This is a genomic window from Flavobacterium selenitireducens, from assembly GCF_014748335.1.
GTDB classification, from domain to species: domain Bacteria; phylum Bacteroidota; class Bacteroidia; order Flavobacteriales; family Flavobacteriaceae; genus Flavobacterium; species Flavobacterium selenitireducens.
The window spans coordinates 77,166-98,931 of sequence record NZ_JAAVIY010000006.1 but is presented as its reverse complement, the minus strand read 5'-3'; the positions used below and the strand labels follow the sequence as shown (position 1 = coordinate 98,931).

Sequence of the window (21,766 nt, the reverse complement as noted above, 5' to 3'; positions counted from 1 at the left end):
GGCATTTAAAATGCACACTCTACTGAATTTTTGTCAGAAAATTTGCATCGGAATGTGTTTTGACTATCCGACGTCCGAAGTAAAAATAACCATTTTCAACACGACAACCCGTTAAGGAAAATAGAATATGAACATCAATAAATTTACAATCAAATCACAAGAGGCGCTACAGCAATCCCAACAGATTGCACAAAGCCTCGGACAACAACAGATCGAGAACGAACACATCCTTAAGGGAATTTTTGAAGTGGACGAGAACGTCGCGCCTTTTCTCCTGAAGAAACTCAACGTGAACGTGCCGTTGTTCCGGCAAATACTCGATTCCACACTAAACAATTTCCCGAAAGTCTCCGGAGGTGACCTTCAATTTTCCCGCGAAGCGTCCAAGACATTGAACGAAGCGGAAATCATTGCCAGGAACAATAGCGATGAGTTCGTATCGATCGAGCATTTGATCCTGGCCATCTTCAAATCGTCGAGCAAAGTCGCCCAGATCCTCAAAGACCAGGGCGTGACCGAGAAAGGCCTGAAAGCCGCAATCGACGAACTTCGCAAAGGAGAACGCGTGACTTCCGCGTCTGCCGAAGAAACGTATAATTCGCTGAACAAGTACGCCAAGAATCTCAACGAACTGGCGCGCAACGGCAAACTCGACCCTGTCATTGGGCGCGATGAGGAAATTCGGCGCGTTTTGCAGATCCTGACGCGTCGCACGAAGAACAACCCAATGCTCGTGGGCGAACCCGGCGTCGGGAAAACCGCGATTGCGGAAGGATTGGCGCACCGCATCGTCGACGGAGACGTACCCGAAAACCTCAAAGACAAGGTCATTTACTCTCTCGATATGGGCGCGCTGATTGCCGGAGCCAAGTACAAAGGGGAGTTTGAGGAACGACTAAAATCGGTAGTAAAGGAAGTCACGACTTCAGAAGGCGACATCGTGTTGTTCATCGACGAGATCCATACGTTGGTTGGAGCCGGCGGTGGCGAAGGCGCGATGGATGCGGCAAACATTCTCAAGCCCGCATTGGCTCGCGGGGAATTGCGGGCCATCGGAGCCACTACGCTTGACGAATACCAAAAGTATTTCGAAAAGGACAAAGCCCTCGAAAGACGTTTCCAAAAGGTTTTGGTGGACGAACCCGATACCGAAAGCGCGATCTCGATACTGCGCGGTATCAAGGAAAAATACGAAACCCATCACAAAGTTCGCATTAAGGACGACGCGATCATAGGCGCCGTCGAATTGTCCCAGCGTTACATCACCAACCGATTTTTACCGGACAAAGCCATTGACTTAATGGACGAAGCCGCGTCGAAGCTGAGAATGGAAATCAACTCCAAACCCGAGGAGCTCGATGTGCTTGATCGCAAAATCATGCAGTTGGAAATCGAAATCGAGGCGATCAAACGGGAACAGGACGAGAACAAACTCAAGATTTTGGGAATGGACCTGGCCAATCTCAAGGAAGAACGCAATGAGATTTTTGCCAAATGGAAGTCTGAAAAAGACGTCGTGGACAACATACAGAACGTCAAAACCGATATCGAGAATTTCAAGTCGGAAGCGGAACGTGCCGAACGCGATGGAGATTACGGAAAAGTCGCCGAGCTGCGATACGGAAAAATAAAAGATGCACAGGCGCAATTGGAGCAGTTGCAATTGCAGCTGGCCGAGAACCAACGCGGCACTTCCCTGATAAAAGAGGAAGTGACCAGGGAAGACATTGCCGAAGTCGTGGCCAAATGGACGGGCGTTCCGGTCATGAAAATGATGCAGGGCGAACGAGAGAAACTGCTGCATCTCGAAGAGGAACTACACCGTCGCGTCGTCGGACAGGTCGAGGCGATCGAGGCCATTTCGGATGCGGTAAGGAGAAGCCGGGCGGGATTGCAGGACGTCAAGAAGCCGATCGGTTCGTTTCTATTCCTTGGAACGACGGGCGTCGGAAAGACCGAATTGGCCAAGGCGCTTGCGGAATATCTATTTGATGACGAAAATGCGTTGACCCGGATTGATATGAGCGAATATCAGGAACGTCACAGCGTGAGCCGTTTGGTGGGCGCGCCTCCGGGATACGTCGGTTATGACGAAGGCGGACAATTGACCGAGGCCGTCAGGAGAAAACCGTATTCGGTAGTGCTGCTCGACGAGATCGAAAAAGCGCATCCGGACACGTTCAACATCTTGCTCCAGGTGCTCGACGAAGGGCGTTTGACCGACAATAAAGGCCGACTTGCCGATTTCAAGAATACGATCATCATCATGACCTCGAATATGGGAAGCGGCATCATCCAGGAAAAATTCGAAAACCTCAAAGGTTCGGTTGAAGCGGCCACCGCTGCAGCCAAAGAAGAGGTTCTCGGGTTGCTCAAGCAAACGGTGCGGCCGGAATTCATCAACCGCATCGATGAAATTGTGATGTTCACGCCATTGACGAGCGACGACATCAGGCAAATCGTGGGCCTCCAGCTGAAAAGCGTCACCAGGATGCTCGCCCATCAGCAAATCACGCTGGATGCGACGCCTGAAGCAATTGGATACCTGTCGCAAAAAGGGTATGATCCTACGTTTGGGGCACGCCCTGTTAAACGGGTGATCCAACGGGAGGTACTCAACAAATTATCGAAGGAAATCCTTTCCGGACAAATCAAGACCGACAGTATTATCTTACTCGACAGTTTTGACGGGGAGCTGGTTTTCAGGAACCAGTCCGAATTGGCGAATAATTGATTGATGGAATTAAGTATCAAAACGCTGGCTGGAAACGGTCGGCGTTTTTTTTTGTCCGCCGGTTTAGGATAAGCGCGCAGCCCGCACCCACCCAGGCGCAAACTAACCCATAATCGCTTAAACCCACTACAGAAAATCCGCAAAAAATGTTAAATGTGACCACAAATCCTCCCTCTCGATCTGTAACGCGTCCCACTTCCCGATTTAACCACAATTTTACGATTCCGTTGGCAAAAATTCTTTACCGGGCGTGCTATCTTTAAGCAACTACTTTAAAACACACTACCATGAAAAAGAGAATAGCTATTCTGGCCACGCACGGATTTGAAGAAAGCGAACTGAAATCTCCGAAACAAGCATTGGAAAACGAAGGTTGGCAAGCCGATATCGTCAGTCTCGAAAAAGGCGCGATCAAGGCGTGGGCCGACGGAAACTGGGGAAGCGAATACCAAGTGGACTACACGCTTGACGAAATCAACTCCGGCGACTATGATGCTTTGGTCCTGCCCGGAGGCGTCATCAACCCGGACAAGCTGCGCACCAAAGAAGGCGTACTGAATTTTATCCACGGTTTTTTCAACGATAAAAAACCTGTTGCCGCAATATGCCACGGGCCTCAGGTGTTGATCAACGCCGAGGTCGTGGACGGTCGAGAAATGACATCCGTAAAGGCAATTTCAAAAGACCTTATCAACGCCGGGGCCATCTGGAGCGACCAGGAGGTCGTGGTCGACAATGGTTTGGTAACGAGCCGTACTCCGGAAGATTTGCCCGCCTTTAACCGAAAGATGATCGAAGAGATCAAGGAAGGCGTACATTCCAACGCTTAATGCATCGAAAACCCGGTATTCAGAATGCCGGGTTTTTCATTTTGGGACGTCGTTCATCGACAGTTTTTAACATTTTTTCAATTTGAAAAACGGTTTGTCCGGAATACCGAAATCTTAAAAACTATTTAACCGGAAGTTTCCATACATAGTACGTTTTTAACTTATATTGCGGTAAACTAAAACACCAAACTTAACCCTGAATGAGAAGAACACTACTTTTTCTCCTGCTTAGCGCACCGGTAATTGCCCAGACCAGTGTAGAGGCGGGAATCGGCTTGCCACTGCCGGATGATGCGAAGATTTACCGAACGCCCGAGGTCGACGTGAGACCCGAACTCAAGAATGGAATGTACACATTGGCCCTGTTCACGAGCCAAAATCTCAGGATGCCCGACGTCCGCAATAAAAAGGTGAAAATCTTTGTTGGATTCGTAGTGGAGATCGACGGAAGCATCTCTGACGTAAAGTTCATTTACATGAGCGCCAAGGATATTGACGAAGCCAAAGCCAAAACCGTATCCGAGGATCAGAAAAAGTACGAACTCGCGCAGCTGGAAACGATGAAAGTTGAATCGGTGCGCGTGCTGTCCCAATTCAAAGAAACGTGGAAACCGGCGTTGAAGGACGGAAAACCGGTGCGTTGCCTGTTCAATTATCCGATCAATTTTTCGTTGTAAAAAAAAATCCGCTTTAGGGCGGATTTAAAATGATTTGTAGATTCTATTGATCGGGATCCCGACGCCTTTCTTGAGAATGACGCTATTATCGGTCAATCCCCAGACCGTGGTTTCAACAACTTTTTTAGAATCGATATCCTCGAAATAGATGCGTATCTTTGAGTGTTCGAGATTGCCGAGCAACAGTGCCCGGTGCAGTTCGGACTGCCTGAGACTTTGGGCTTCCCTGTCTTTCAGCACGTCTGAATGCGGGAATTTCAATTCAGCTATCGACTCCTTTTCTATAGTTTCAAAACTAGGGATCATAAGGTCAAGTTTAAGTTTGTAAGGTTTGAGGTGAGGGTAAAAATATAAAAATATATTTCGCAGACAATAATTTTGTTAAAAAAGTTTATTATACTTTGAAAAAGACACTTTCACATAATGGATTCTCAGCAACGATAGATTATCATGGAGCAGAGCTGGTTTCCTTTAAATCTCCTGACGGAACGGAATACATCTGGAACGGTGACCCTCAGTTTTGGGGCAAACATTCCCCTGTGCTGTTCCCTATCGTAGGTACGTTGAAAAATAACGGGTTCACATACAAAGGAGCGCACTTTCAATTGGGAAGACATGGCTTTGCGCGCGATATGGAATTCTCCCTGACCCACCATTCTGACAACCAGGCGGTTTTCTCGTTGCAATTCTCGGCAGAAACACTCGAAAAGTACCCGTTCCGCTTCTGGCTCCAAATCAATTACCGATTGATGGACAACAAGTTGCTGATCGGCTATAGCGTAATCAACGAAGGGACGGGCAAAATGCCGTTTTCACTCGGGGCGCATCCTGCATTCGCCTTGGCCGGCAACTTTACCGACTATTCGCTGAAGTTTGAGAAAGGAGCTTCGCTGAGGGCCAATCTGCTTGAGAACGATCTACTTTCGGACACCATCGAGACGCTTCCGCTCGAAAACCGGCGCCTGGCGCTCGACTATTCCCTTTTCGAAAAAGACGCCCTCGTCCTGAAAAATATTGCGGCCAAATCCGTTTCGATACTGCGTCTCGACAAACGGGTGGTTACCGTCGGATATGACGATTTTCCTCATTTGGGGCTTTGGACGAAACCCGGCGCACCATTTTTGTGCATAGAGCCATGGTTCGGATATTCCGATACGACCGGTGCTAGCGGCAATATCAGTGAAAAGGAAAGCATGATGGTGCTCGAATCCGAGGCTGTTTTTAACACGAATTTCACGATAGAGGTATTCTGAGCCGCAAATCCATTGCGTATATTTGAGTAAACACCACACTCAATGCGCAACAAATCTTCCCTGATAAAAGGTTTGATCGTTGCTGTTATCGTTAGTTTCACGCTCTCGGGTTGCAGTTCGATCATCTTGCCTCATCAAAAAAACCGACCCGATTTTCTACCGGAATATCTGTTCAAATCAAAAAAACAAAAAGCAAAATACTACAAGGCTTACGACAGGACGCTTTCGCTGTTCGACGTCAAATACGAGGAAATCGATGTGCCGACGCGGTTCGGCCCTACGCACATCATCGTATCGGGACCCAAAAACGGACAACCGCTTGTACTGCTCCACGGCATGGATGCGAGCTCGACGATGTGGTATCCGAATATAAAAGCCCTTAGCAAAACGCATCGGGTCTATGCCGTCGATTATATTATGGACGCCGGGAAGTCAGTACTCAAGACCGATCCGTTGAACAATCAGGACATCGTGCTCTTTTACAACGATGTGTTCGACCAGCTCAAATTGAACTCGGTCGACCTCATCGGCACCTCAAGAGGCGGATGGATCGCCGCTCACCTGGCGATACAGCCCGAAAATCGCATCCGACGCCTGGTGTTATTGAGCCCAGCCCAGGTTTTCGGTTGGGTCGATTTCAAGATTTTCCCGGCCATGTGGTTCAAAATGTTTCCGTCGCGCAAAAGTCTCGCCAAGACAATGGCGGCTTTCGCGAACCATCCTGAAAAAATACATCCATACTTCAGGGAACAATTCTACATTGCCAGCAAATACGGCGACAGCAGGCCCCAGGTAACCAAGATGATTCCTTTTTCGGACGACGACCTCAAAAAACTCAAGATGCCCGTACTTTTCCTCTCGGGCGACAACGACTGCATGAACGGCGACAAATCATGCGAAAAGGCAAAGGAGAACATAGCGGGCGTATCGATAATCCGCGTTCCCGATACCGGGCATTTCATGAACACCGACCAACCGGAAATCGTAAACAAGGAAGTGGTAAAATTCTTAAATTAGCGACATGCTAACGTACGACTTTTCCCTTTTCCCGATACTCGAGACCGAACGACTTTACCTAAGGAAACTTTCGGAATCCGACGTTGTGGAGGTTTTTGAGATGCGTTCCGATCCCGCAAACATGAAATTCATTCCGCGTCCGTTAATACAAGATCACACCGAGGCATTGGCTCACATCGCCAAGATAAACGACCAGATCGAGGCCAATCAAGGCATCAATTGGGCCGTGACACTCAAAGGGAACGACAAACTTGTCGGCATAATGGGATTTTACCGCACGGAATTCGAACACTTCCGCTCTGAAATCGGATACATGATCCATCCCGATTACCACGGACAGGGAATCGTCAGCGAAGCCATAAAAAAACTTGTGGAATACGCGTTTTCAACAATGGGATTGCATTCCATCGTAGCGGTAATCGATCCTGACAATGTCGCTTCAGAAAAAGTCCTGCAAAAAAACGGTTTCGTAAAAGAAGGCCACTTCAAGGAAAACGAGTTTTACGACGGCAAGTTCATCGACTCCGTCCATTACTCGATAGTCAACAAATAAAAAAGCCGCCCAATCAGAGCGGCTTTCGTTTTTTTTATTTTTCCCGGTTGAAGATGATTTTTTGACCGCTTTCTAGCAACTCCAGACTTTTCCTGGATTCGTCAAAAGTGAATTGGGTTCCTTGTCCGCCAGGCACGGCGAATGTGTTGCCTCCTTTGTACTCCAGCCTGTATTCCTGGCTGTCGATTCCGATGTAGAGCCCGTCTTCCTTTTCGGAAAATACGAGTTTGATCGGAACCTGTTTGTTGCCGAAAGTTCCGGTATAAGGCGACAAGTCGATGTCTGTTTCGAGTGTGCCCTTACCGCTGGTCCAAACGTTGTTCGCCGCATTGATGTCCGGCAGCGTACCCGCAGGGTTGAGCGTGATGCTTTCGATTTCTGATGTCGACGCATGCCTGATGGTCCACGAGGCATTGCGTTGCCAAATCTCCACGGGGAGTTTCAGGCGTTCGGAGCTGCCTGCCTTGTATTTGATATCCATAACGACAGGCGCCGGCATCTTTCCTAAATTCTCAAGTGTGATGTAGACTCCCTTCGACGGATCGTTCTTTTTGTACATGATTTTTGTGATGGCCTGATCCATCGGCCATTTGTTGACATACCACGAACGCCAGAACCAGGCCAGGTCTTCCCCGGCGACGTTTTCCATCGTATGGAAAAAATCTTCAGGTTGCGGATGTTTGAACGCCCACCGCTCAATGTACGTCTTGAAGGCGTAATCGAATCGCTCCGGTCCCAACACTTCATTTCTTAACATTCTAAGCCCGGCTGCCGGTTTTTCGTACACGAGCCAACCGACATGGGCTTCTTTCATATTATCGGGAGCACTCATCACCGGCTCCATATTTTGCGTCGTCATAGCAATTTGCGACATAGGCGCAGCGGGTTGCTTGTACTCGCCATTGTTGAAGGCATCGGTGCTCAACTCATTGATAAAGGTGTTGAAGCCTTCGTCCATCCAGCCAAAAACACGCTCGTTAGAACCGACGATCATAGGAAACCAGGTATGTCCGAATTCGTGGTCGGTGACGCCCCAAAGTCCGCCTTCCCTGGCAGTGTATTCGCAAAAAACAATGCCCGGATATTCCATTCCGCCTACGACACCCGCAACGTTCGTCGCCGCCGGATACGGATATTCAAACCATTTTTGGGAATAGTGCTCGATGCAGGCCTTGGTATACTCCGTCGAACGTCCCCATGCTTTTTGGCCGTCGCTTTCTTGAGGATATGCCGAAATAGCAAGCGATTTTTTCCCGCTTGGCAGATTGATGCGTGCGGCGTCAACTATAAAAGAGGCCGACGACGCCCAAGCCACGTCTCGCGAATTCTTGATTGAGAAATGCCAGGTCAGGCTCGGTTTTCCCGACGGACGCGAAGCAGCAGCGGTCACCTCTGCAGCCGAACGTATCATTACCGTCTTGTCGCTTTGGCCGGCTTGCTTCCAACGCTGTAATTGCTCTGCCGTATATACTTCCGACGGATTGAGCAATTCACCCGAAGCTACTACGATGTGATTGGAAGGCGCGGTTATTTTCATGTCGAAATCGCCATACTCAAGATAGAATTCACCTGCGCCGAGATAAGGCGTCGTGTTCCAGCCGCGGATGTCGTCGTAAACGCATACTCTGGGAAACCACTGGGCAACCTCGAAAATTTTGCCGTTTTTGGTCGGTTGGATTCCCATCCGATCCGATCCGTAAACAGGAGAAACAAATGAGAAATCGATTTTGAGCGACACTTTCCCTCCCGTTTTGAGATGGCTCGGAAGTTTGATTTGCATGCGGGTGTCGGTAATCGTGAAGGCAAGCGGCGTTTCGGTCGTCTTCCCTCCTTTTGCGGTCGCGATCAATTTTACCGACTTGATGTTGTGCCCTCCGTCGAACACCTCGCCTCTCGCACCATTCCGGCTGCCGGACGTAGGGATTACGGCATTTCCGCGCGACTCTTTTGCAAATAGGTTTTGATCGATATGCAGCCAAAGAAACGGAAGCGCGTCTGGGCTGTTGTTGGAGTACGTCAAAATTTCCGATCCGATGATTTCGCCGGTCTGGTCGTTGAGCGACGCGGTCAATTTGTAGTCCGCTCTGTTTTGCCAATATTTCGGGCCTGGCTGGCCGCTGGCGCTGCGGTATTCATTTCCGGTAACATTGTAAAATCCAGGCGCAAATGCCGCATTGTAATCGTAGGACGACGTAGTACTTTTTTCCTGGGCATGTAAAAATGTCGCTGCGAACAGCCCTAAAACAAGGGATAATCTCATTGTCAGTATTTTTGTTAGGTGTCGAATTTAGCGAATTGGTCGAAAGACTGCCTCAATTGTTACCAAATTATTGACGATCAAAAAAAACCGCCCATTGGACAGTCCTAAAACAATATTGCCGCTTACTGGACCGCCAGCATCGCGTTGATGTTCCCATAACCGAACTGGCTATTTTTGTTGGGATAAAAATGTGCCGATTGCCGTAGCCGGTTTAGTACCTGGTCGCGCGTCCATGTGGGATATTTCGACCAAACCAACGCGGCCATTCCTGCTGTCGTGGCCGTGGCGACCGACGAGCCACCAACGTAATCGGACTGGTCGTTGTAATAGCTCGCCACCGGAACCGTATTGCCTGAAGAAGCGCGTTGCATGGCGACGGTAAATTCAACTTTCCCGCCCGTGTGGCAAACATCGCATTTGGCATAGCTGCCTTCTTTGACTCCCGTAACGGCCACGACCTCATTCATGCTGGCAGGAAAAATGACGCCCACGAAAGTCGTAAAACTTGTGGAAGTTCCGGCGGCGCAGAAGATCAATTTGCCTTTGCTGTGGGCGAATTTGATCGCGTCGGAGATTTTACCTACGGAAAATACATGCCCCATCGACATCGAGATGATTTTTACACCGGAATTGTTGCCTAGGGCCGTAAACGCTTTTTTCACGCCTTCCTGCTCGTGATACCCTTCGAGTACCACATTCGAAGCTGCGCGATAGCTTATGAGATTGGCGTTATAGGCGACGCCGACGGGCAATCCGCTGTTGTTGCGCGGGGCTGCGGCCGCCGAAGCCATACTCGTCCCGTGTCCGCAAAGGTCGTTGAAACCGTCTGTTGCCGTAGACCAAGGCCAGGCTGAATCGACATAAACACCAAATTTCTGAATGCTTCTCCCGGATGAGGCGCCCGTGTTGAAGCTCGCTCCGAGCAACGTTTGCTGAGGCGAAATGCCGGTATCGACAATACCAATGCCCACACCTGCCCCAGTGGCATGGTTCCAGGCTTGGGGAACATTGTGGTGCGTGAGCGTCCAGGCTACTCTGGCGTTTGGCGATACCGTCGTGAAATCTGCAGGGCTCAACGCCGTAGCGTCGTAACCGCAGCCCGATCCCGAACTGACGCCGGAACTTGTCTCGGTAAGGTCGCGCGGTCGCTCCACACCGTTGCGCGTTCCTAAAAAGCGGTAGTTCCCAGGCTCGGCATATCTTACATTTTTTGACTTTCGCAATGCGGCAAGTGTCGACTGTTTTTTCACTATGACATCCATAGTGTTGAGCACCGGATCGCTGAATACCAGGAATTCCCTTTTACTGACGCCTTCGAGATCGGATATCATATCCAGCAATTGCATCTCCATCCTCTTACCATTTGGCGATTTGGCACGCTGGATGTCCTGAGGTGCAGATCCGAAACCTATGGAAACGATGAATTCGCTGTGGTGCAACGCGCTCCATACAAAGTGATTATCGGATTGATTCCAGTTGAAATCGCCCGTAGCTCTTAGCGAGTTTTCGATCTGGCCGTTGATCTGCTCTGTCGAAAGCGGAGCCAATTGTTTTTGCTCTGTCGGGCTTATCGCTTCAGTTCCAGCCTCTTCCGGAGAGCAGGAAACGATTGAAAATGCCGCAAACACCGAGAGTAATTTCACGTAATTCTTCATCATGATTTTGCTTATTTTGTTGGTTATCACCAATGTATAACAAAAATCCTGGGCGGGTCCGGCTGAAAACCCAAAAGTTATGAACAGCCTGCATTTTGTCTGACAACCATTTTGGCGTACATTTGCTTCCCTGATGCAAAAAACCGTCAACATACTCAATAAGCGCGCGCGTTTCGATTACGAGATCATCGAAACCTATACTGCCGGGATCGTACTTACAGGAACCGAGATCAAATCGATCCGGCTCGGCAAGGCCCAGATCACCGAAGGTTTCTGCGAGTTCAACGAAAGGCACGAACTGTTCGCTATCAACACTTCGATCGAAGAATATTCGTTCGGAAATACCTTCAACCACAAATCGAAAAGCGAACGCAAATTACTGCTCAACCGGCGCGAACTCAAAAGTCTCGAAAAAAGCGTGCAGCAAAAAGGATTGACGATCATTCCGCTCAAATTGTTCACGAACGAAAAAGGGCTCGCCAAACTCGACATCGCCCTTTGCCGCGGTAAAAAGACATACGACAAACGCGAATCACTCAAGGAATCAGATACCAAACGCGACATCGACCGTATAAAAAAGGCCTACAGGTAACACGGTTCGACTATGCAGCAACTCAAGTATCTACTCAAAAACGGACGCGTTGCGAAGCGATTTACAACCAGGCAGGTTTCGGAAGCGCTCAAAATCGACCAGGCGCTCGTCAGCAAATTCGAGAACGGGTTGAGACGTCCGACGCGAACCCAGGTTGTCCTTTTTTCCGAACTTTTCGAAATCGATCAGGACGAGATACTGCTGTGTTGGCTTACCGAAAAAATATTGGCAGAGATACAAAACGAGCCGCTTGGCCTCAAAGCGCTCAAAGCGGCCGAAACCGCACTTGGCGAGAAGCCGAATAAAGAAGTGGACGACCAGTTCCAGAAATTACTCCGCGAGATGGATGCGTTGAAGGGAATGTTGGGAAAAAAAGACTAACGTTTGATCATTTTTCGGGTTGCGGTCCTTCCTCCGCCAATCGCATTTTCACGAAATAGACGCCCTTCGGCAAATTTCGATTGATCGCCCCCGGCTAACCAGATCATTTCCGCATTGGTGACCTTTTCAAGCACATAAGGATGAGTAGCTCCTCCATTGCGTAATCACAAGAAAAGTTAAGCCCAGAACATCAATTTTTGTTTTCCAATAATGGCACGAAACGGAACTCACCGAATTCGTGTTTCTCGAACTTCGTCTCGTCTTTGCGGACCAGCATCGTCATGATTTGATTCTTGTCACCGAAAGGGATCACGAGCCTGCCTCCTATCTTAAGCTGCGACATCAACGCCGGCGGAATGACGGGCGCTCCGGCGGTCACGATAATGCTATCGAAAGGCGCATAGTTGGGCAAGCCTTTGTAGCCGTCGCCAAACGAAAGGTGTTTGGGCCTTATGCCAAGTTTCGGAAGCAACACCGAGGTAATTTTGAACAGTTCGTTTTGTCGCTCCACACTGTAGACTTTGGCGCCCATAGTGCAAAGAACGGCCGTTTGGTAACCCGATCCCGTACCGATCTCGAGTATCTTATCGTCTTTTTTTACATTAAGCAGTTGTGACTGGAACGCCACCGTATACGGCTGTGAAATCGTCTGGCCCGCGGCAATTGGAAAAGCCTTGTCCTGGTAGGCAAAATCTTCGAACGAGGAATCCAGGAACAGATGGCGCGGGATTTTTGCGATTGCCGCAAGCACGGCCTCATCCGTGATGCCTTTGTCGCGAAGCTGATTAACCAATTGATTTCTAAGGCCTTGATGTTTATTTGTGTCTTTCAATTCGGAAGTTGGTTTGGATTGTAAAAATACTCAAAACTTCAATATTCATCGTCCGCCAACCGACATTCCTTTGATGGCATTTTCCGTTTGCCGCCACCGCCGCGTTTGCGATAAAGATTTTGCGCATGTCGGACAGGCGAATAACGAGCAACGGAATTTTGAAGTTGATGGGACTTTCGGCACTAATCCTTACATTTGCTCAAAACACAAACCAAATGCTTAAAGTTGGAGTTTTGGGCGCAGGCCATCTTGGAAAAATCCACTTGCGTCTTTTGCAGCAATCCGAAAAATACGAGCTTGTCGGGTTTTATGACGAAAATCCTGATTATGCCGATAAGATAGAGTCCGAATTTGGCTACAAGCGCTTCCACACCATCGCTACGCTGATCCATGCCGTGGACGTAATCGATATCGTCACGCCTACGCTTTCGCACTACAAATGCGCGCGTGTGGCGATCAAATCAGGCAAGCACGTCTTTATCGAAAAACCGATTGCAAACACGATAGAGGAAGCCGAGGAGATCATCGCTCTAGCAAACGAATATGACGTAAAAGGTCAGGTTGGCCATGTCGAACGGTACAATCCCGCATTTATTGCAACGCGCGAAATGATCGAAAACCCTATGTTCATCGAGACGCATCGCCTTGCGGAATTCAATCCACGGGGCACGGACGTTCCCGTTGTCCTGGATTTGATGATACACGATATCGACGTGATTTTGTCGGTAGTGAAATCGCCTGTGAAACACGTACATGCGAGTGGCGTCTCTGTGATTTCCGATACGGCGGACATCGTGAACGCCCGGCTCGAATTCGAAAATGGTTGCGTGGCGAACCTCACGGCGAGCCGCATTTCCCTAAAAAACATGAGAAAGTCGCGCTTCTTTCAAAAGGACGCTTACATTTCGGTCGATTTCCTCGAGAAAAAGTGTGAGGTCGTCAAAATGAAAGACGCACCTGAAAATCCTGGAGATTTTGATATGATCCTTCAAAATGCGGAAGGCGTAAAAAAACAGATTTACTTCAAAAATCCCGAAATTTTGGCCAACAATGCCATCCTTGATGAACTGGAAACTTTTGCCGACGCAATAACGAATGACGCCACGCCTATCGTGACACTTGAGGACGGAACCGAGGCCCTGAAGGTCGCCTATCGCATAATCGAAAACTTTAAGCGAGTGCTATGAAACGGCTGTCTGTCAAAAATATAACGTTTTTTTCATCAACTTACTTTGCCCTTTCCGGACTCGTATTCCTCACGATGGTGTACAGTTCGCAGCGCTCGGCAATCCTCGTCGGGCTTGTCCTGTTTGGCGCCACGATATTGCCGGTCGCGTTGCCCTTTAGCGTGTTCCGGTTGATTTACGGAATATTCGCGTTCATGGCTTCACTTGTACTGACTACTGCGTTCATCTTTCAAGGCTTTTCGTGGGGAAAAGACCAATTGCTTTCCTCGATGATAATACTACTCGTCTTAAGTGGTTATTTGCTAGCATCTGTCGGGCTCGTCTATTCGTCGGTCAGATCTTTGGATGCGCAACGCTTCACCCTAATTTAAAATACAAACCAAACCAACTACAGAATGAAAAATATTGCCGTAATCGGTGCCGGAACCATGGGTAACGGAATCGCGCATACGTTCGCCCAAAGCGGATTTACCGTAAAACTCGTGGATGTTTCCGAAGCGAATATCGAAAGAGGAATGACCACGATCGCCTCGAACCTCGACCGCATGGTTGCAAAAGGGTCGATAACCGAAGAAGACCGCGCGAAAACCATCGGGAACATCATTACCTATACTGATCTCAAAGACGGCGTGACAGGTGTTGATCTCGTGGTTGAGGCCGCAACCGAAAACGTTGATCTCAAGCTCAATATATTCCGCCAATTAAACGAATACTGTTCGCACGGAACCATTCTTTCCACGAACACTTCTTCGATTTCGATAACCCAGATAGCCGCCGTGGTGACGCATCCGGAGCGCGTGATCGGTATGCACTTCATGAATCCTGTGCCTATCATGAAATTGGTGGAGATCATACGCGGTTACAACACGTCCGACAACGTAACCGAAAGCATCATGGAGATGTCCGAAAAACTCGGAAAAGTTCCTGTAGAGGTCAACGATTATCCGGGATTCGTGGCCAACCGCATTTTGATGCCGATGATCAACGAATCGATAGAAACGCTTTACAACGGCGTGGCCGGCGTTTACGAAATCGACACGGTCATGAAACTCGGGATGGCGCATCCGATGGGACCTTTGCAACTCGCGGATTTTATCGGCCTGGACGTTTGTCTTGCCATACTCAATGTAATGTACGACGGGTTCAAAAACCCGAAATATGCGCCTTGCCCACTGCTGGTCAATATGGTCAGGGCCGGAAAACTCGGCGTAAAATCAGGAGAAGGATTTTACGACTACAGCGAGAGCAAAAAAGCGGAGAGAGTTGCGAAACAGTTTAATTAGCGAATGTGAGAATTAGCGAATTAGCGAGGTGATAATTAGCGAATGGACGGAACCGGTTTGCTAACTCAGTAAATCACTTATTCCGACTTATTAATTGCTATCTCGCTACCACCCCAACCTACAATTCGCTAATTCGCTAATTGACTAATTCGCTAATTGACTAATTATTTAATCGACTAATTAACAATGCCCAAAATCACTCCTTTCCCTGCTGTGCGTCCGACACGCGACAAGGCGCCGTTGGTGACCTCGCGTTCCTATGACGATTATACCGCTTCGGAACTTGCCGCCCAGCTCGACTTCAATCCGTTCTCGTTTTTACACGTGCTGCATCCCGGTTACGTGAACGTACAAAAGAACGATCCGAACAAACGATTCGGGCAGGTCAAGGCGAAATACCAGGATTTCAAGGATGAAGGCGTACTCAAAAAGGAAACCGAACCTATTTTCTATCTCTACGAGCTCCAGTCCAAAAGCCGCAGCTACACGGGGATAATCGCGTCAATTTCGGTTCAGGATTATTTGGACGGCAAACTCAAGAAACACGAAGACACCCTTGAATATCGCGTGGAGCAATTCGAGGAATACCTCCATATTACGGGCTTCAACACGGAACCGGTTCTTGTGGCCTATCCGGAAAACCCGTCGCTTCAAAACTGGATCGACACCACCAGACGCAAGCGCCCGCTTTACCTTTTTTCATCTCCGAACCGCGATAAACACACGCTTTGGCGTATTCGCGATAAACAACAGATCGACTGGCTTGTCACCGAGTTTGAAAAAATCCCGTCACTTTACATTGCCGACGGCCATCACCGATCTGCTTCGGCGGCCATGCTATATGAGCGCCACAACGCTTCGGGAAATTCCAACCTTGGACATTTTATGGCGTTTCTCGTTTCGGAGAACGAAGTAAAAATTAACGAATACAACCGCGTCATCAGCGATTTGAACGATTTGTCCAAAGCAGAATTCCTGAGTCGGGTCGAGAAGGTTTTCACGGTTGTCAATCGAGGAAACGAACTGTGGAAACCAATCAGGAAAGGACAGTTCGGCATGTATTTCGACGGCGATTTCTATGCGCTCGAACCATTGAGCGAAACTTCCGATATCGACGCCCAACTTCTTTATGACGAGCTGCTTAATCCTATATTAGGGATTGGAGATTTGCGGAATGACGGCCGCATCGATTACATTCCTGGAAACCAGCCGCTGACCAAAATGGTAGAACTTGTCGATACCGAAGCATTCGAAGTTGGGTTTACCTTGTTTCCTATCGCGTTCAGCCAAATACGCGAATTGGCCGATAAAGGCGAGATCCTTCCGCCAAAAAGTACGTATATTGAGCCTAAAATCAGAAGCGGACTCGTTATATACGAAATATGAAAAACCTATTGCTCATTTGGCTCGCATTGGTCGGCTGCCCGTTATTGGCGCAGGACATGAAGGAAGCCTCGTCAGACAAAACCGCAGTTCTCGAAGGCAGGTTGCGCGACGCAAAGCCCACAATCGAAACCGGACTTCCGGACGGCACCAAAATTTCGATCTGGACAATTTCGTCAGTGAAAGCGGACGGTTCGCCAGGGAAACACATCGCGAAAGCGTGCGCTAAAAACGAAATCCCACAGACAGGCGAAGGTATCAGGACGATCGCTACCGACTTCCATTATGCGAACGGCGTGGTTTCAGGCGTGCAATACAATGAGACGTTAGTGATCCAGAATCCGACACCATCGGTATCGACGAAAAAGAAAGAGTTCATCTTTACGGACGGGATCCAAACTTCACCCATCCCAGGCTCCTCGCCGGAACTGGAAAAACTTGTGAAGGATTGCCTGGCGCAAATCGACAAAGCTTTTGACAATCATGTCCATACGCAATAATTTACTGGAGATCCGTGAGGCGATCCCTGAAAATGTGTCGCTTGTGGCAGTTTCAAAGACGAAACCGAACGAAGACATTTTGGAAGCTTATGAGGCCGGCCAGCGTATTTTTGGAGAAAACAAGATCCAGGAAATGAGCGCCAAACAACAAGCGCTGCCTCAGGATATCGAGTGGCATATGATCGGCCACGTCCAGACCAACAAGATAAAATTCATGGCGCCTTACGTAGCGCTGGTCCACGGCGTCGACTCCCTCAAGCTTTTACAGGAGATCGACAAACAGGCCGCTAAGCACCAACGCGTCATTGCTTGCCTGTTGCAGGTTCACATAGCCAATGAAGAGACAAAATTCGGTTTGGATGCAGGCGAAGTGAACGAGCTTCTCGGCTCGGAAACCTTCCGTAAAATGACCAACGTCGAAATCAAAGGCTTGATGGGGATGGCTTCCTTTACAGATGATAAGCGCCAAATCCAGAACGAATTCTCACAGCTCAAATCGCTTTTCGACGACCTGCAACGACTCCCGAAAACACACAACTTCAACCCGGAAATCCTCTCGATGGGAATGAGCGGCGATTATTCGATAGCTATTGCCTGCGGAAGTACGATGGTTCGGATTGGAAGCAGTATATTTGGGACGCGTTAATTAGCGAATGCGATAAATTAGCGAATTAGCGAATGGTACGTTCGCGTTCGCCGGAATATCGGTTTTTTCAAGCACGAACCTCATTCGCTAATTTTCAAATTTGCTAATTCGCTAATTATCTTGTACGCAATCCTCGACATAGAAACCACCGGAGGCCAGTTCAACGAAGAAGGCATTACCGAAATCGCGATTTACCGTTACGACGGGCACGAGATCGTCGACCAGTTCATCAGCCTGGTGAACCCGGAAATACCAATTCAGCCGTTTGTAGTGAAACTCACAGGGATCAGCAACGCCATGCTGGAATCTGCGCCTAAATTCTTCGAGGTTGCCAAGCGCATCATTGAAATTACCGAAGGCTGTATCATCGTGGCGCATAATACTGTTTTCGACTACCGCGTGCTGAGGCTGGAATTTCGGCGCTTGGGTTATGATTTCAAGGCCCAGACCCTCGATACGGTGGAACTTGCACAAAAACTCATCCCTGACATGCCATCTTACAGCCTCGGGAAGCTCTCGCGCTCGCTCGGTATCCCGGTTGCCGACCGGCACCGCGCCTCCGGAGATGCGATGGCGACTGTAAAACTGTTCAAGATGTTGCTCGACAAAGACGCCGAAAAAACCATCATCTCAACCTTCATCAAAACCGAAGTCGAGAAAGGGATTGCGCCGAAATTGCTCGATATCATCGACAAATTGCCGTCGCGATGCGGCGTTTACTATATTCATCGGGAAGATGGGAAAATCATCTACATCGGGAAAAGCCAAAATATTAAAAAGCGCGTCAACCAGCATTTTACGGGAACTTCGAACAAGTCCAAAAAAATACAGCTCGACGTTTTTGACGTGACCTATGAGGAAACCGGAAGCGAGCTTATCGCCCTGCTCAAGGAAAGCCACGAGGTAAAGATCAACAAGCCGAAATACAATCGGTCGCAATCCAAGACGAATTTACAGTGGGCGCTCTATACGCAAACGGACGAAGGCGGTTACATGAATCTCGTGTTGGAAAAATTCGATGCGAACCGCAAGGAAATCACTGCCTTTCATTCGATCATCGAGGCTAAGACCACGATGCACCGCCTCACGCAGAAATACAATCTCTGCCCAAAGCTTACCGGAATCGACGATGCCAAAAATGCCTGTCGCTCTTTTGAGATCAAGATTTGCGACGGGGCGTGCGCCGGAAAAGTCAGTTTGGAAGAATACAACGCCCGGGTCGAGGCTTTCCTGTCCGATTATACGTTTACTTCCGAAAATATGATCATCATGGATCGCGGCCGCAATGTAAGTGAACGCAGCGCCGTGCTGATAGAAAACGGAATTTATAAGGGCTATGCATTTTTCGACCTGAACTACCAGATGAGAAATCCGTCGGTACTGTACAAAATTCTAGTGCCCATGAGCCACAATCGCGACACGACGGCTATCATCCGGATGCACTTGCGCAGAAACCCTAAACTCAAAGTTGTCCACTTTAACGCGAATGCGTAACTTGATGGGATGATAGAAAGCGCCAAAAACAGGTTCCGGAGTAGACTGCATACCGTCATTTATGAAGCGGACACTCCGGCAGGTAAAGTATTCGACCTCATATTATTAGGCCTGATAATTTTAAGTATCGCTGCCGTTATGCTCGAAAGCGTGGCATCGGTGCAGATCGTCTACGGTCGCGAACTCGCCATCGTGGAGTGGGTCATAACGATATTTTTCACTATCGAATATATAGGCCGGATCGTTTCGGTAAAAAAACCATATGCGTACATCGTCAGCCTTTACGGGATGATCGACCTGCTCTCGCTGCTGCCGTCCTACATCGACCTGATTTTCCCCGGATTGCACTTTTTGGTCTCGTTGCGCGCATTCCGTCTGCTGCGCATATTCCGCATATTGAAACTCGTTCACTTCGTGGGCGCTGCCAACCAATTGGCCGACGCTCTCAAACGAAGCCGTACCAAAATCGCCGTTTTCCTTTTCACGGTTGTCGTGCTTTGCGTGATGTTAGGCACGGTCATGTATATCGTCGAAGGGCCGGAACACGGCTTTTCAAGTATCCCGATGAGCGTTTATTGGACAATCGTCACCCTAACGACCGTAGGTTTTGGAGACATTACGCCGGCCACGCCTCTCGGACAACTGATTTCGTCCCTGATCATGATACTGGGTTATGGTATCATCGCCGTCCCTACCGGATTGGTGGGCGCTCAGCTCATGAGAGGGCAAGCAGTCCATCTCAACACTCAAAAATGCCCGAGCTGCAACGCCGATCACCACAGGGATGACGCCAGATTCTGCTATAACTGCGGGCACATCCTGAACTCATGAGCAAATTTCTCATCACGATAGTCGGGCCAACGGCAATTGGAAAAACCGCGCTGGGCATTGAACTTGCGCAGGCGTTCGATTGCGAGATCATTTCGTGCGATTCGCGCCAGTTTTACCGGGAGATGGCTATTGGCACCGCGGTTCCCGAGGCAGACGAGCTCGCGGCGGCAACACATCACTTCATCCACAATAAATCCATTTTTGAGCGCTACACCGTAGGCGATTTTGAAACCGACGCCATTGCAAAACTCGATGAGTTGTTCGAGACCCGCGACGTTGCCGTAATGGTTGGCGGCTCTGGGCTCTATGTCGATGCCGTACTCAACGGATTTGACGAATTTCCCGAGATTGATTCGGCAGTGCGTGCCGCGGTCTCGGCTGACTATGCCAAGTACGGGTTGACGCACTTACAATCGGAGGTGCGAAAATACGATCCGTACTATTTTGCCGAGGCTGATATACAGAATCCGCAACGGATGATGCGCGCGCTCGAAGTTTGCATCGGGACGGGCCAGCCTTACTCCTCTTTCCGCAAACGGGAAACCAAGGTACGCCGATTCACTCCCATCGTGATTGGCCTTGACGCGCCTCGCGGGATCATTTACGACCGCATTGACAAACGGGTCGACATCATGCTCGAAAAAGGGCTTGTAGAGGAGGCACAAGCCGTATATCCGTATCGACAATTGAACGCCTTGCAAACCGTAGGATATCGGGAATTGTTCGACTATTTTGACGGCAAGACCAATTTGGAAACCGCTGTCGAGGCGATCAAGACGAATACAAGACGTTTCGCCAAACGGCAATTGACGTGGTTCCGAAGAAATAACGATACGACCTGGTTTGCATTTGATGATCGCCTCTCCATACACGCTTACATAGCAAACACGATGTCACAAAAAAGCCGATAGCATGCCGATAGCCGAAAACTTCACATCCTTTTATTCCCACAAGCGAACGATAGATTTTACGCAATGCTTGCCAAACGGGCATTTGCGGCTTACCGATCTGTGCAATTTGCTGCAATTGGCCGCTGGCGACCACGCCGAAATGGGTGGTATCAGCTTCAGCGATATGCAGGCTTACCAACAAGCATGGGTGTTGAGCCGGATGCGCGTCGAAATCCTGGAATTGCCAAAGTGGAAGGACAAGGTGACTATAAAGACTTGGATCGTGAGCCTTGAGAATTCCCGATCTGTCCGTGCGCTGGAGATGTATGCCGGCGACAGGAAAATCGTAGGATGCGAAACGTTTTGGGCTGTTTTCAACACGGCCTCGCGAAGACCTGAAGCACTCGCGTTGCCCCACGAACATTTCGAAAAATTTGCCGATGACTTCTCGACAAACGAGCGCACTTCAAAAGTGGATCTTTACGATTTGGATATCAAACTGGCCGATCACAAAGTACTGATTTCCGATCTCGACATCGTCAATCATGCCAATAACGTAAAATATCTCGAGTGGTGCCTCGACCAATTTGACCCGGAAGTACTGATGGCAAACCGAATACAATCGATCGACATGAATTTTATGAAGGAGTTGGTCTTGGATGATGTCGTCGAAATAAAGGCTGATGTGCAGCAGCGCACATTTGGCATTCTCAAGGATGACAAGGCGTGTTTCGGATTGAAGATTTCTTGTTGACGATCGAAGCCTAG

General features: G+C 49.0%; 22 protein-coding genes. 18 read left to right on the top strand and 4 right to left on the bottom strand.

Annotation, left to right across the window (positions count from 1 at the left end; genetic code table 11):
- Nucleotides 1–127 precede the first annotated feature (127 nt).
- The 3 genes from clpB (at nucleotide 128) to HC229_RS10715 (ending at nucleotide 4,241) form a co-directional block, all read left to right on the top strand.
- The gene (clpB, locus tag HC229_RS10725) at nucleotides 128–2,734 is read left to right on the top strand and encodes an ATP-dependent chaperone ClpB (RefSeq protein WP_191020485.1); all 2,607 of its coding nucleotides are present in this window, start codon (nucleotides 128–130) and stop codon (nucleotides 2,732–2,734) included.
- 287 nt (nucleotides 2,735–3,021) lie between these two features.
- Nucleotides 3,022–3,564, top strand: a complete 543-nt coding sequence (locus HC229_RS10720; RefSeq protein WP_191020484.1) for a type 1 glutamine amidotransferase domain-containing protein — start codon at nucleotides 3,022–3,024, stop codon at nucleotides 3,562–3,564.
- 200 nt (nucleotides 3,565–3,764) lie between these two features.
- Nucleotides 3,765–4,241 carry an energy transducer TonB gene (locus HC229_RS10715; RefSeq protein WP_191020483.1) on the top strand — a complete coding sequence of 159 codons (477 nt, stop codon included), beginning with the start codon at nucleotides 3,765–3,767 and terminating at the stop codon, nucleotides 4,239–4,241.
- Nucleotides 4,242–4,265: 24 nt separating this feature from the next.
- Here HC229_RS10715 and HC229_RS10710 read toward each other — a convergent pair whose 3' ends face one another.
- Entirely contained in the window at nucleotides 4,266–4,547 is a 282-nt protein-coding gene (locus HC229_RS10710) for a hypothetical protein (RefSeq protein ID WP_191020482.1), read from the bottom strand.
- Nucleotides 4,548–4,642: 95 nt separating this feature from the next.
- Here HC229_RS10710 and HC229_RS10705 point away from each other — a divergent pair, with 95 nt between their 5' ends.
- From HC229_RS10705 to HC229_RS10695, 3 genes are read left to right on the top strand one after another with little or no spacing between them, the layout of a single operon-like run.
- The gene (locus HC229_RS10705) at nucleotides 4,643–5,494 is read left to right on the top strand and encodes an aldose 1-epimerase family protein (protein WP_191020481.1); all 852 of its coding nucleotides are present in this window, start codon (nucleotides 4,643–4,645) and stop codon (nucleotides 5,492–5,494) included.
- Between the two features lie 42 nt (nucleotides 5,495–5,536).
- Nucleotides 5,537–6,511 carry an alpha/beta fold hydrolase gene (locus HC229_RS10700; RefSeq protein WP_191020480.1) on the top strand — a complete coding sequence of 325 codons (975 nt, stop codon included), beginning with the start codon at nucleotides 5,537–5,539 and terminating at the stop codon, nucleotides 6,509–6,511.
- 4 nt (nucleotides 6,512–6,515) lie between these two features.
- On the top strand, nucleotides 6,516–7,064 hold the full coding sequence (locus HC229_RS10695) for a GNAT family N-acetyltransferase (protein ID WP_191020479.1): 549 nt from the start codon (nucleotides 6,516–6,518) through the stop codon (nucleotides 7,062–7,064).
- A gap of 34 nt (nucleotides 7,065–7,098) precedes the next feature.
- Here HC229_RS10695 and HC229_RS10690 read toward each other — a convergent pair whose 3' ends face one another.
- Together HC229_RS10690 and HC229_RS10685 are read right to left on the bottom strand one after the other, a co-directional pair.
- A complete protein-coding gene (locus HC229_RS10690; protein WP_191020478.1) occupies nucleotides 7,099–9,324 on the bottom strand; it encodes a M1 family metallopeptidase in 2,226 nt (741 codons plus the stop codon).
- A gap of 122 nt (nucleotides 9,325–9,446) precedes the next feature.
- On the bottom strand, nucleotides 9,447–10,982 hold the full coding sequence (locus tag HC229_RS10685; protein WP_191020477.1) for a S8 family peptidase: 1,536 nt from the start codon (nucleotides 10,980–10,982) through the stop codon (nucleotides 9,447–9,449).
- Nucleotides 10,983–11,112: 130 nt separating this feature from the next.
- Between HC229_RS10685 and smpB the strand changes: the two genes are divergently transcribed.
- Both smpB and HC229_RS10675 read left to right on the top strand, forming a co-directional pair.
- Nucleotides 11,113–11,571, top strand: coding sequence for an SsrA-binding protein SmpB (gene smpB, locus HC229_RS10680; protein WP_191020476.1), 459 nt, complete (start codon nucleotides 11,113–11,115; stop codon nucleotides 11,569–11,571).
- Between the two features lie 12 nt (nucleotides 11,572–11,583).
- Nucleotides 11,584–11,952: a helix-turn-helix domain-containing protein gene (locus tag HC229_RS10675; protein ID WP_191020475.1), complete on the top strand. Its 369-nt coding sequence runs from the start codon at nucleotides 11,584–11,586 to the stop codon at nucleotides 11,950–11,952.
- Between the two features lie 190 nt (nucleotides 11,953–12,142).
- Here the strand turns inward: HC229_RS10675 and HC229_RS10670 are convergent, their stop codons facing one another.
- The gene (locus tag HC229_RS10670; protein ID WP_191020474.1) at nucleotides 12,143–12,784 is read right to left on the bottom strand and encodes a protein-L-isoaspartate(D-aspartate) O-methyltransferase; all 642 of its coding nucleotides are present in this window, start codon (nucleotides 12,782–12,784) and stop codon (nucleotides 12,143–12,145) included.
- Between the two features lie 215 nt (nucleotides 12,785–12,999).
- On the opposite strand from HC229_RS10670, the gene HC229_RS10665 reads away from it, so the two are divergent.
- The 10 genes from HC229_RS10665 to HC229_RS10620 all read left to right on the top strand — a co-directional run bounded on the left by HC229_RS10665 (nucleotide 13,000) and on the right by HC229_RS10620 (nucleotide 21,752).
- Nucleotides 13,000–13,971 (top strand): Gfo/Idh/MocA family protein, encoded by a 972-nt coding sequence (locus tag HC229_RS10665; protein ID WP_191020473.1) that lies wholly within the window; start codon nucleotides 13,000–13,002, stop codon nucleotides 13,969–13,971.
- Nucleotides 13,968–14,342 carry a hypothetical protein gene (locus HC229_RS10660; RefSeq protein ID WP_191020472.1) on the top strand — a complete coding sequence of 125 codons (375 nt, stop codon included), beginning with the start codon at nucleotides 13,968–13,970 and terminating at the stop codon, nucleotides 14,340–14,342. The genes HC229_RS10665 and HC229_RS10660 overlap by 4 nt, the downstream gene beginning before the upstream one ends.
- A gap of 24 nt (nucleotides 14,343–14,366) precedes the next feature.
- Nucleotides 14,367–15,254 carry a 3-hydroxyacyl-CoA dehydrogenase family protein gene (locus tag HC229_RS10655; protein ID WP_191020471.1) on the top strand — a complete coding sequence of 296 codons (888 nt, stop codon included), beginning with the start codon at nucleotides 14,367–14,369 and terminating at the stop codon, nucleotides 15,252–15,254.
- Between the two features lie 186 nt (nucleotides 15,255–15,440).
- A complete protein-coding gene (locus HC229_RS10650; RefSeq protein ID WP_191020470.1) occupies nucleotides 15,441–16,640 on the top strand; it encodes a DUF1015 domain-containing protein in 1,200 nt (399 codons plus the stop codon).
- Entirely contained in the window at nucleotides 16,637–17,137 is a 501-nt protein-coding gene (locus tag HC229_RS10645) for a hypothetical protein (protein WP_191020469.1), read from the top strand. Before HC229_RS10650 ends, HC229_RS10645 begins: the two co-directional genes overlap by 4 nt.
- Nucleotides 17,121–17,783, top strand: a complete 663-nt coding sequence (locus HC229_RS10640) for a YggS family pyridoxal phosphate-dependent enzyme (protein WP_191020468.1) — start codon at nucleotides 17,121–17,123, stop codon at nucleotides 17,781–17,783. Before HC229_RS10645 ends, HC229_RS10640 begins: the two co-directional genes overlap by 17 nt.
- Nucleotides 17,784–17,903: 120 nt before the next feature.
- Nucleotides 17,904–19,277 (top strand): exonuclease domain-containing protein, encoded by a 1,374-nt coding sequence (locus HC229_RS10635; protein ID WP_191020467.1) that lies wholly within the window; start codon nucleotides 17,904–17,906, stop codon nucleotides 19,275–19,277.
- 9 nt (nucleotides 19,278–19,286) lie between these two features.
- On the top strand, nucleotides 19,287–20,108 hold the full coding sequence (locus HC229_RS10630) for an ion transporter (protein WP_191020466.1): 822 nt from the start codon (nucleotides 19,287–19,289) through the stop codon (nucleotides 20,106–20,108).
- A complete protein-coding gene (miaA, locus tag HC229_RS10625) occupies nucleotides 20,105–21,019 on the top strand; it encodes a tRNA (adenosine(37)-N6)-dimethylallyltransferase MiaA (RefSeq protein ID WP_191020465.1) in 915 nt (304 codons plus the stop codon). Before HC229_RS10630 ends, miaA begins: the two co-directional genes overlap by 4 nt.
- A gap of 1 nt (nucleotide 21,020) precedes the next feature.
- Nucleotides 21,021–21,752 carry an acyl-[acyl-carrier-protein] thioesterase gene (locus tag HC229_RS10620; RefSeq protein WP_191020464.1) on the top strand — a complete coding sequence of 244 codons (732 nt, stop codon included), beginning with the start codon at nucleotides 21,021–21,023 and terminating at the stop codon, nucleotides 21,750–21,752.
- Nucleotides 21,753–21,766 lie beyond the last annotated feature (14 nt).

Excerpts from the sequence above, each read along its gene's own strand:
- HC229_RS10630 (WP_191020466.1), top strand. The coding sequence starts at position 19,287 with ATGATAGAAAGCGCCAAAAACAGGTTCCGGAGTAGACTGCATACCGTC.
- clpB (WP_191020485.1), top strand. The coding sequence starts at position 128 with ATGAACATCAATAAATTTACAATCAAATCACAAGAGGCGCTACAGCAA.
- HC229_RS10655 (WP_191020471.1), top strand. The coding sequence starts at position 14,367 with ATGAAAAATATTGCCGTAATCGGTGCCGGAACCATGGGTAACGGAATC.
- HC229_RS10715 (WP_191020483.1), top strand. The coding sequence starts at position 3,765 with ATGAGAAGAACACTACTTTTTCTCCTGCTTAGCGCACCGGTAATTGCC.
- HC229_RS10695 (WP_191020479.1), top strand. The coding sequence starts at position 6,516 with ATGCTAACGTACGACTTTTCCCTTTTCCCGATACTCGAGACCGAACGA.
- HC229_RS10720 (WP_191020484.1), top strand. The coding sequence starts at position 3,022 with ATGAAAAAGAGAATAGCTATTCTGGCCACGCACGGATTTGAAGAAAGC.
- HC229_RS10650 (WP_191020470.1), top strand. The coding sequence starts at position 15,441 with ATGCCCAAAATCACTCCTTTCCCTGCTGTGCGTCCGACACGCGACAAG.
- smpB (WP_191020476.1), top strand. The coding sequence starts at position 11,113 with ATGCAAAAAACCGTCAACATACTCAATAAGCGCGCGCGTTTCGATTAC.
- HC229_RS10640 (WP_191020468.1), top strand. The coding sequence starts at position 17,121 with ATGTCCATACGCAATAATTTACTGGAGATCCGTGAGGCGATCCCTGAA.
- HC229_RS10690 (WP_191020478.1), bottom strand. The coding sequence starts at position 9,324 with ATGAGATTATCCCTTGTTTTAGGGCTGTTCGCAGCGACATTTTTACAT.
- HC229_RS10645 (WP_191020469.1), top strand. The coding sequence starts at position 16,637 with ATGAAAAACCTATTGCTCATTTGGCTCGCATTGGTCGGCTGCCCGTTA.
- HC229_RS10620 (WP_191020464.1), top strand. The coding sequence starts at position 21,021 with ATGCCGATAGCCGAAAACTTCACATCCTTTTATTCCCACAAGCGAACG.
- HC229_RS10660 (WP_191020472.1), top strand. The coding sequence starts at position 13,968 with ATGAAACGGCTGTCTGTCAAAAATATAACGTTTTTTTCATCAACTTAC.
- HC229_RS10685 (WP_191020477.1), bottom strand. The coding sequence starts at position 10,982 with ATGATGAAGAATTACGTGAAATTACTCTCGGTGTTTGCGGCATTTTCA.
- HC229_RS10700 (WP_191020480.1), top strand. The coding sequence starts at position 5,537 with ATGCGCAACAAATCTTCCCTGATAAAAGGTTTGATCGTTGCTGTTATC.
- miaA (WP_191020465.1), top strand. The coding sequence starts at position 20,105 with ATGAGCAAATTTCTCATCACGATAGTCGGGCCAACGGCAATTGGAAAA.
- HC229_RS10675 (WP_191020475.1), top strand. The coding sequence starts at position 11,584 with ATGCAGCAACTCAAGTATCTACTCAAAAACGGACGCGTTGCGAAGCGA.
- HC229_RS10710 (WP_191020482.1), bottom strand. The coding sequence starts at position 4,547 with ATGATCCCTAGTTTTGAAACTATAGAAAAGGAGTCGATAGCTGAATTG.
- HC229_RS10665 (WP_191020473.1), top strand. The coding sequence starts at position 13,000 with ATGCTTAAAGTTGGAGTTTTGGGCGCAGGCCATCTTGGAAAAATCCAC.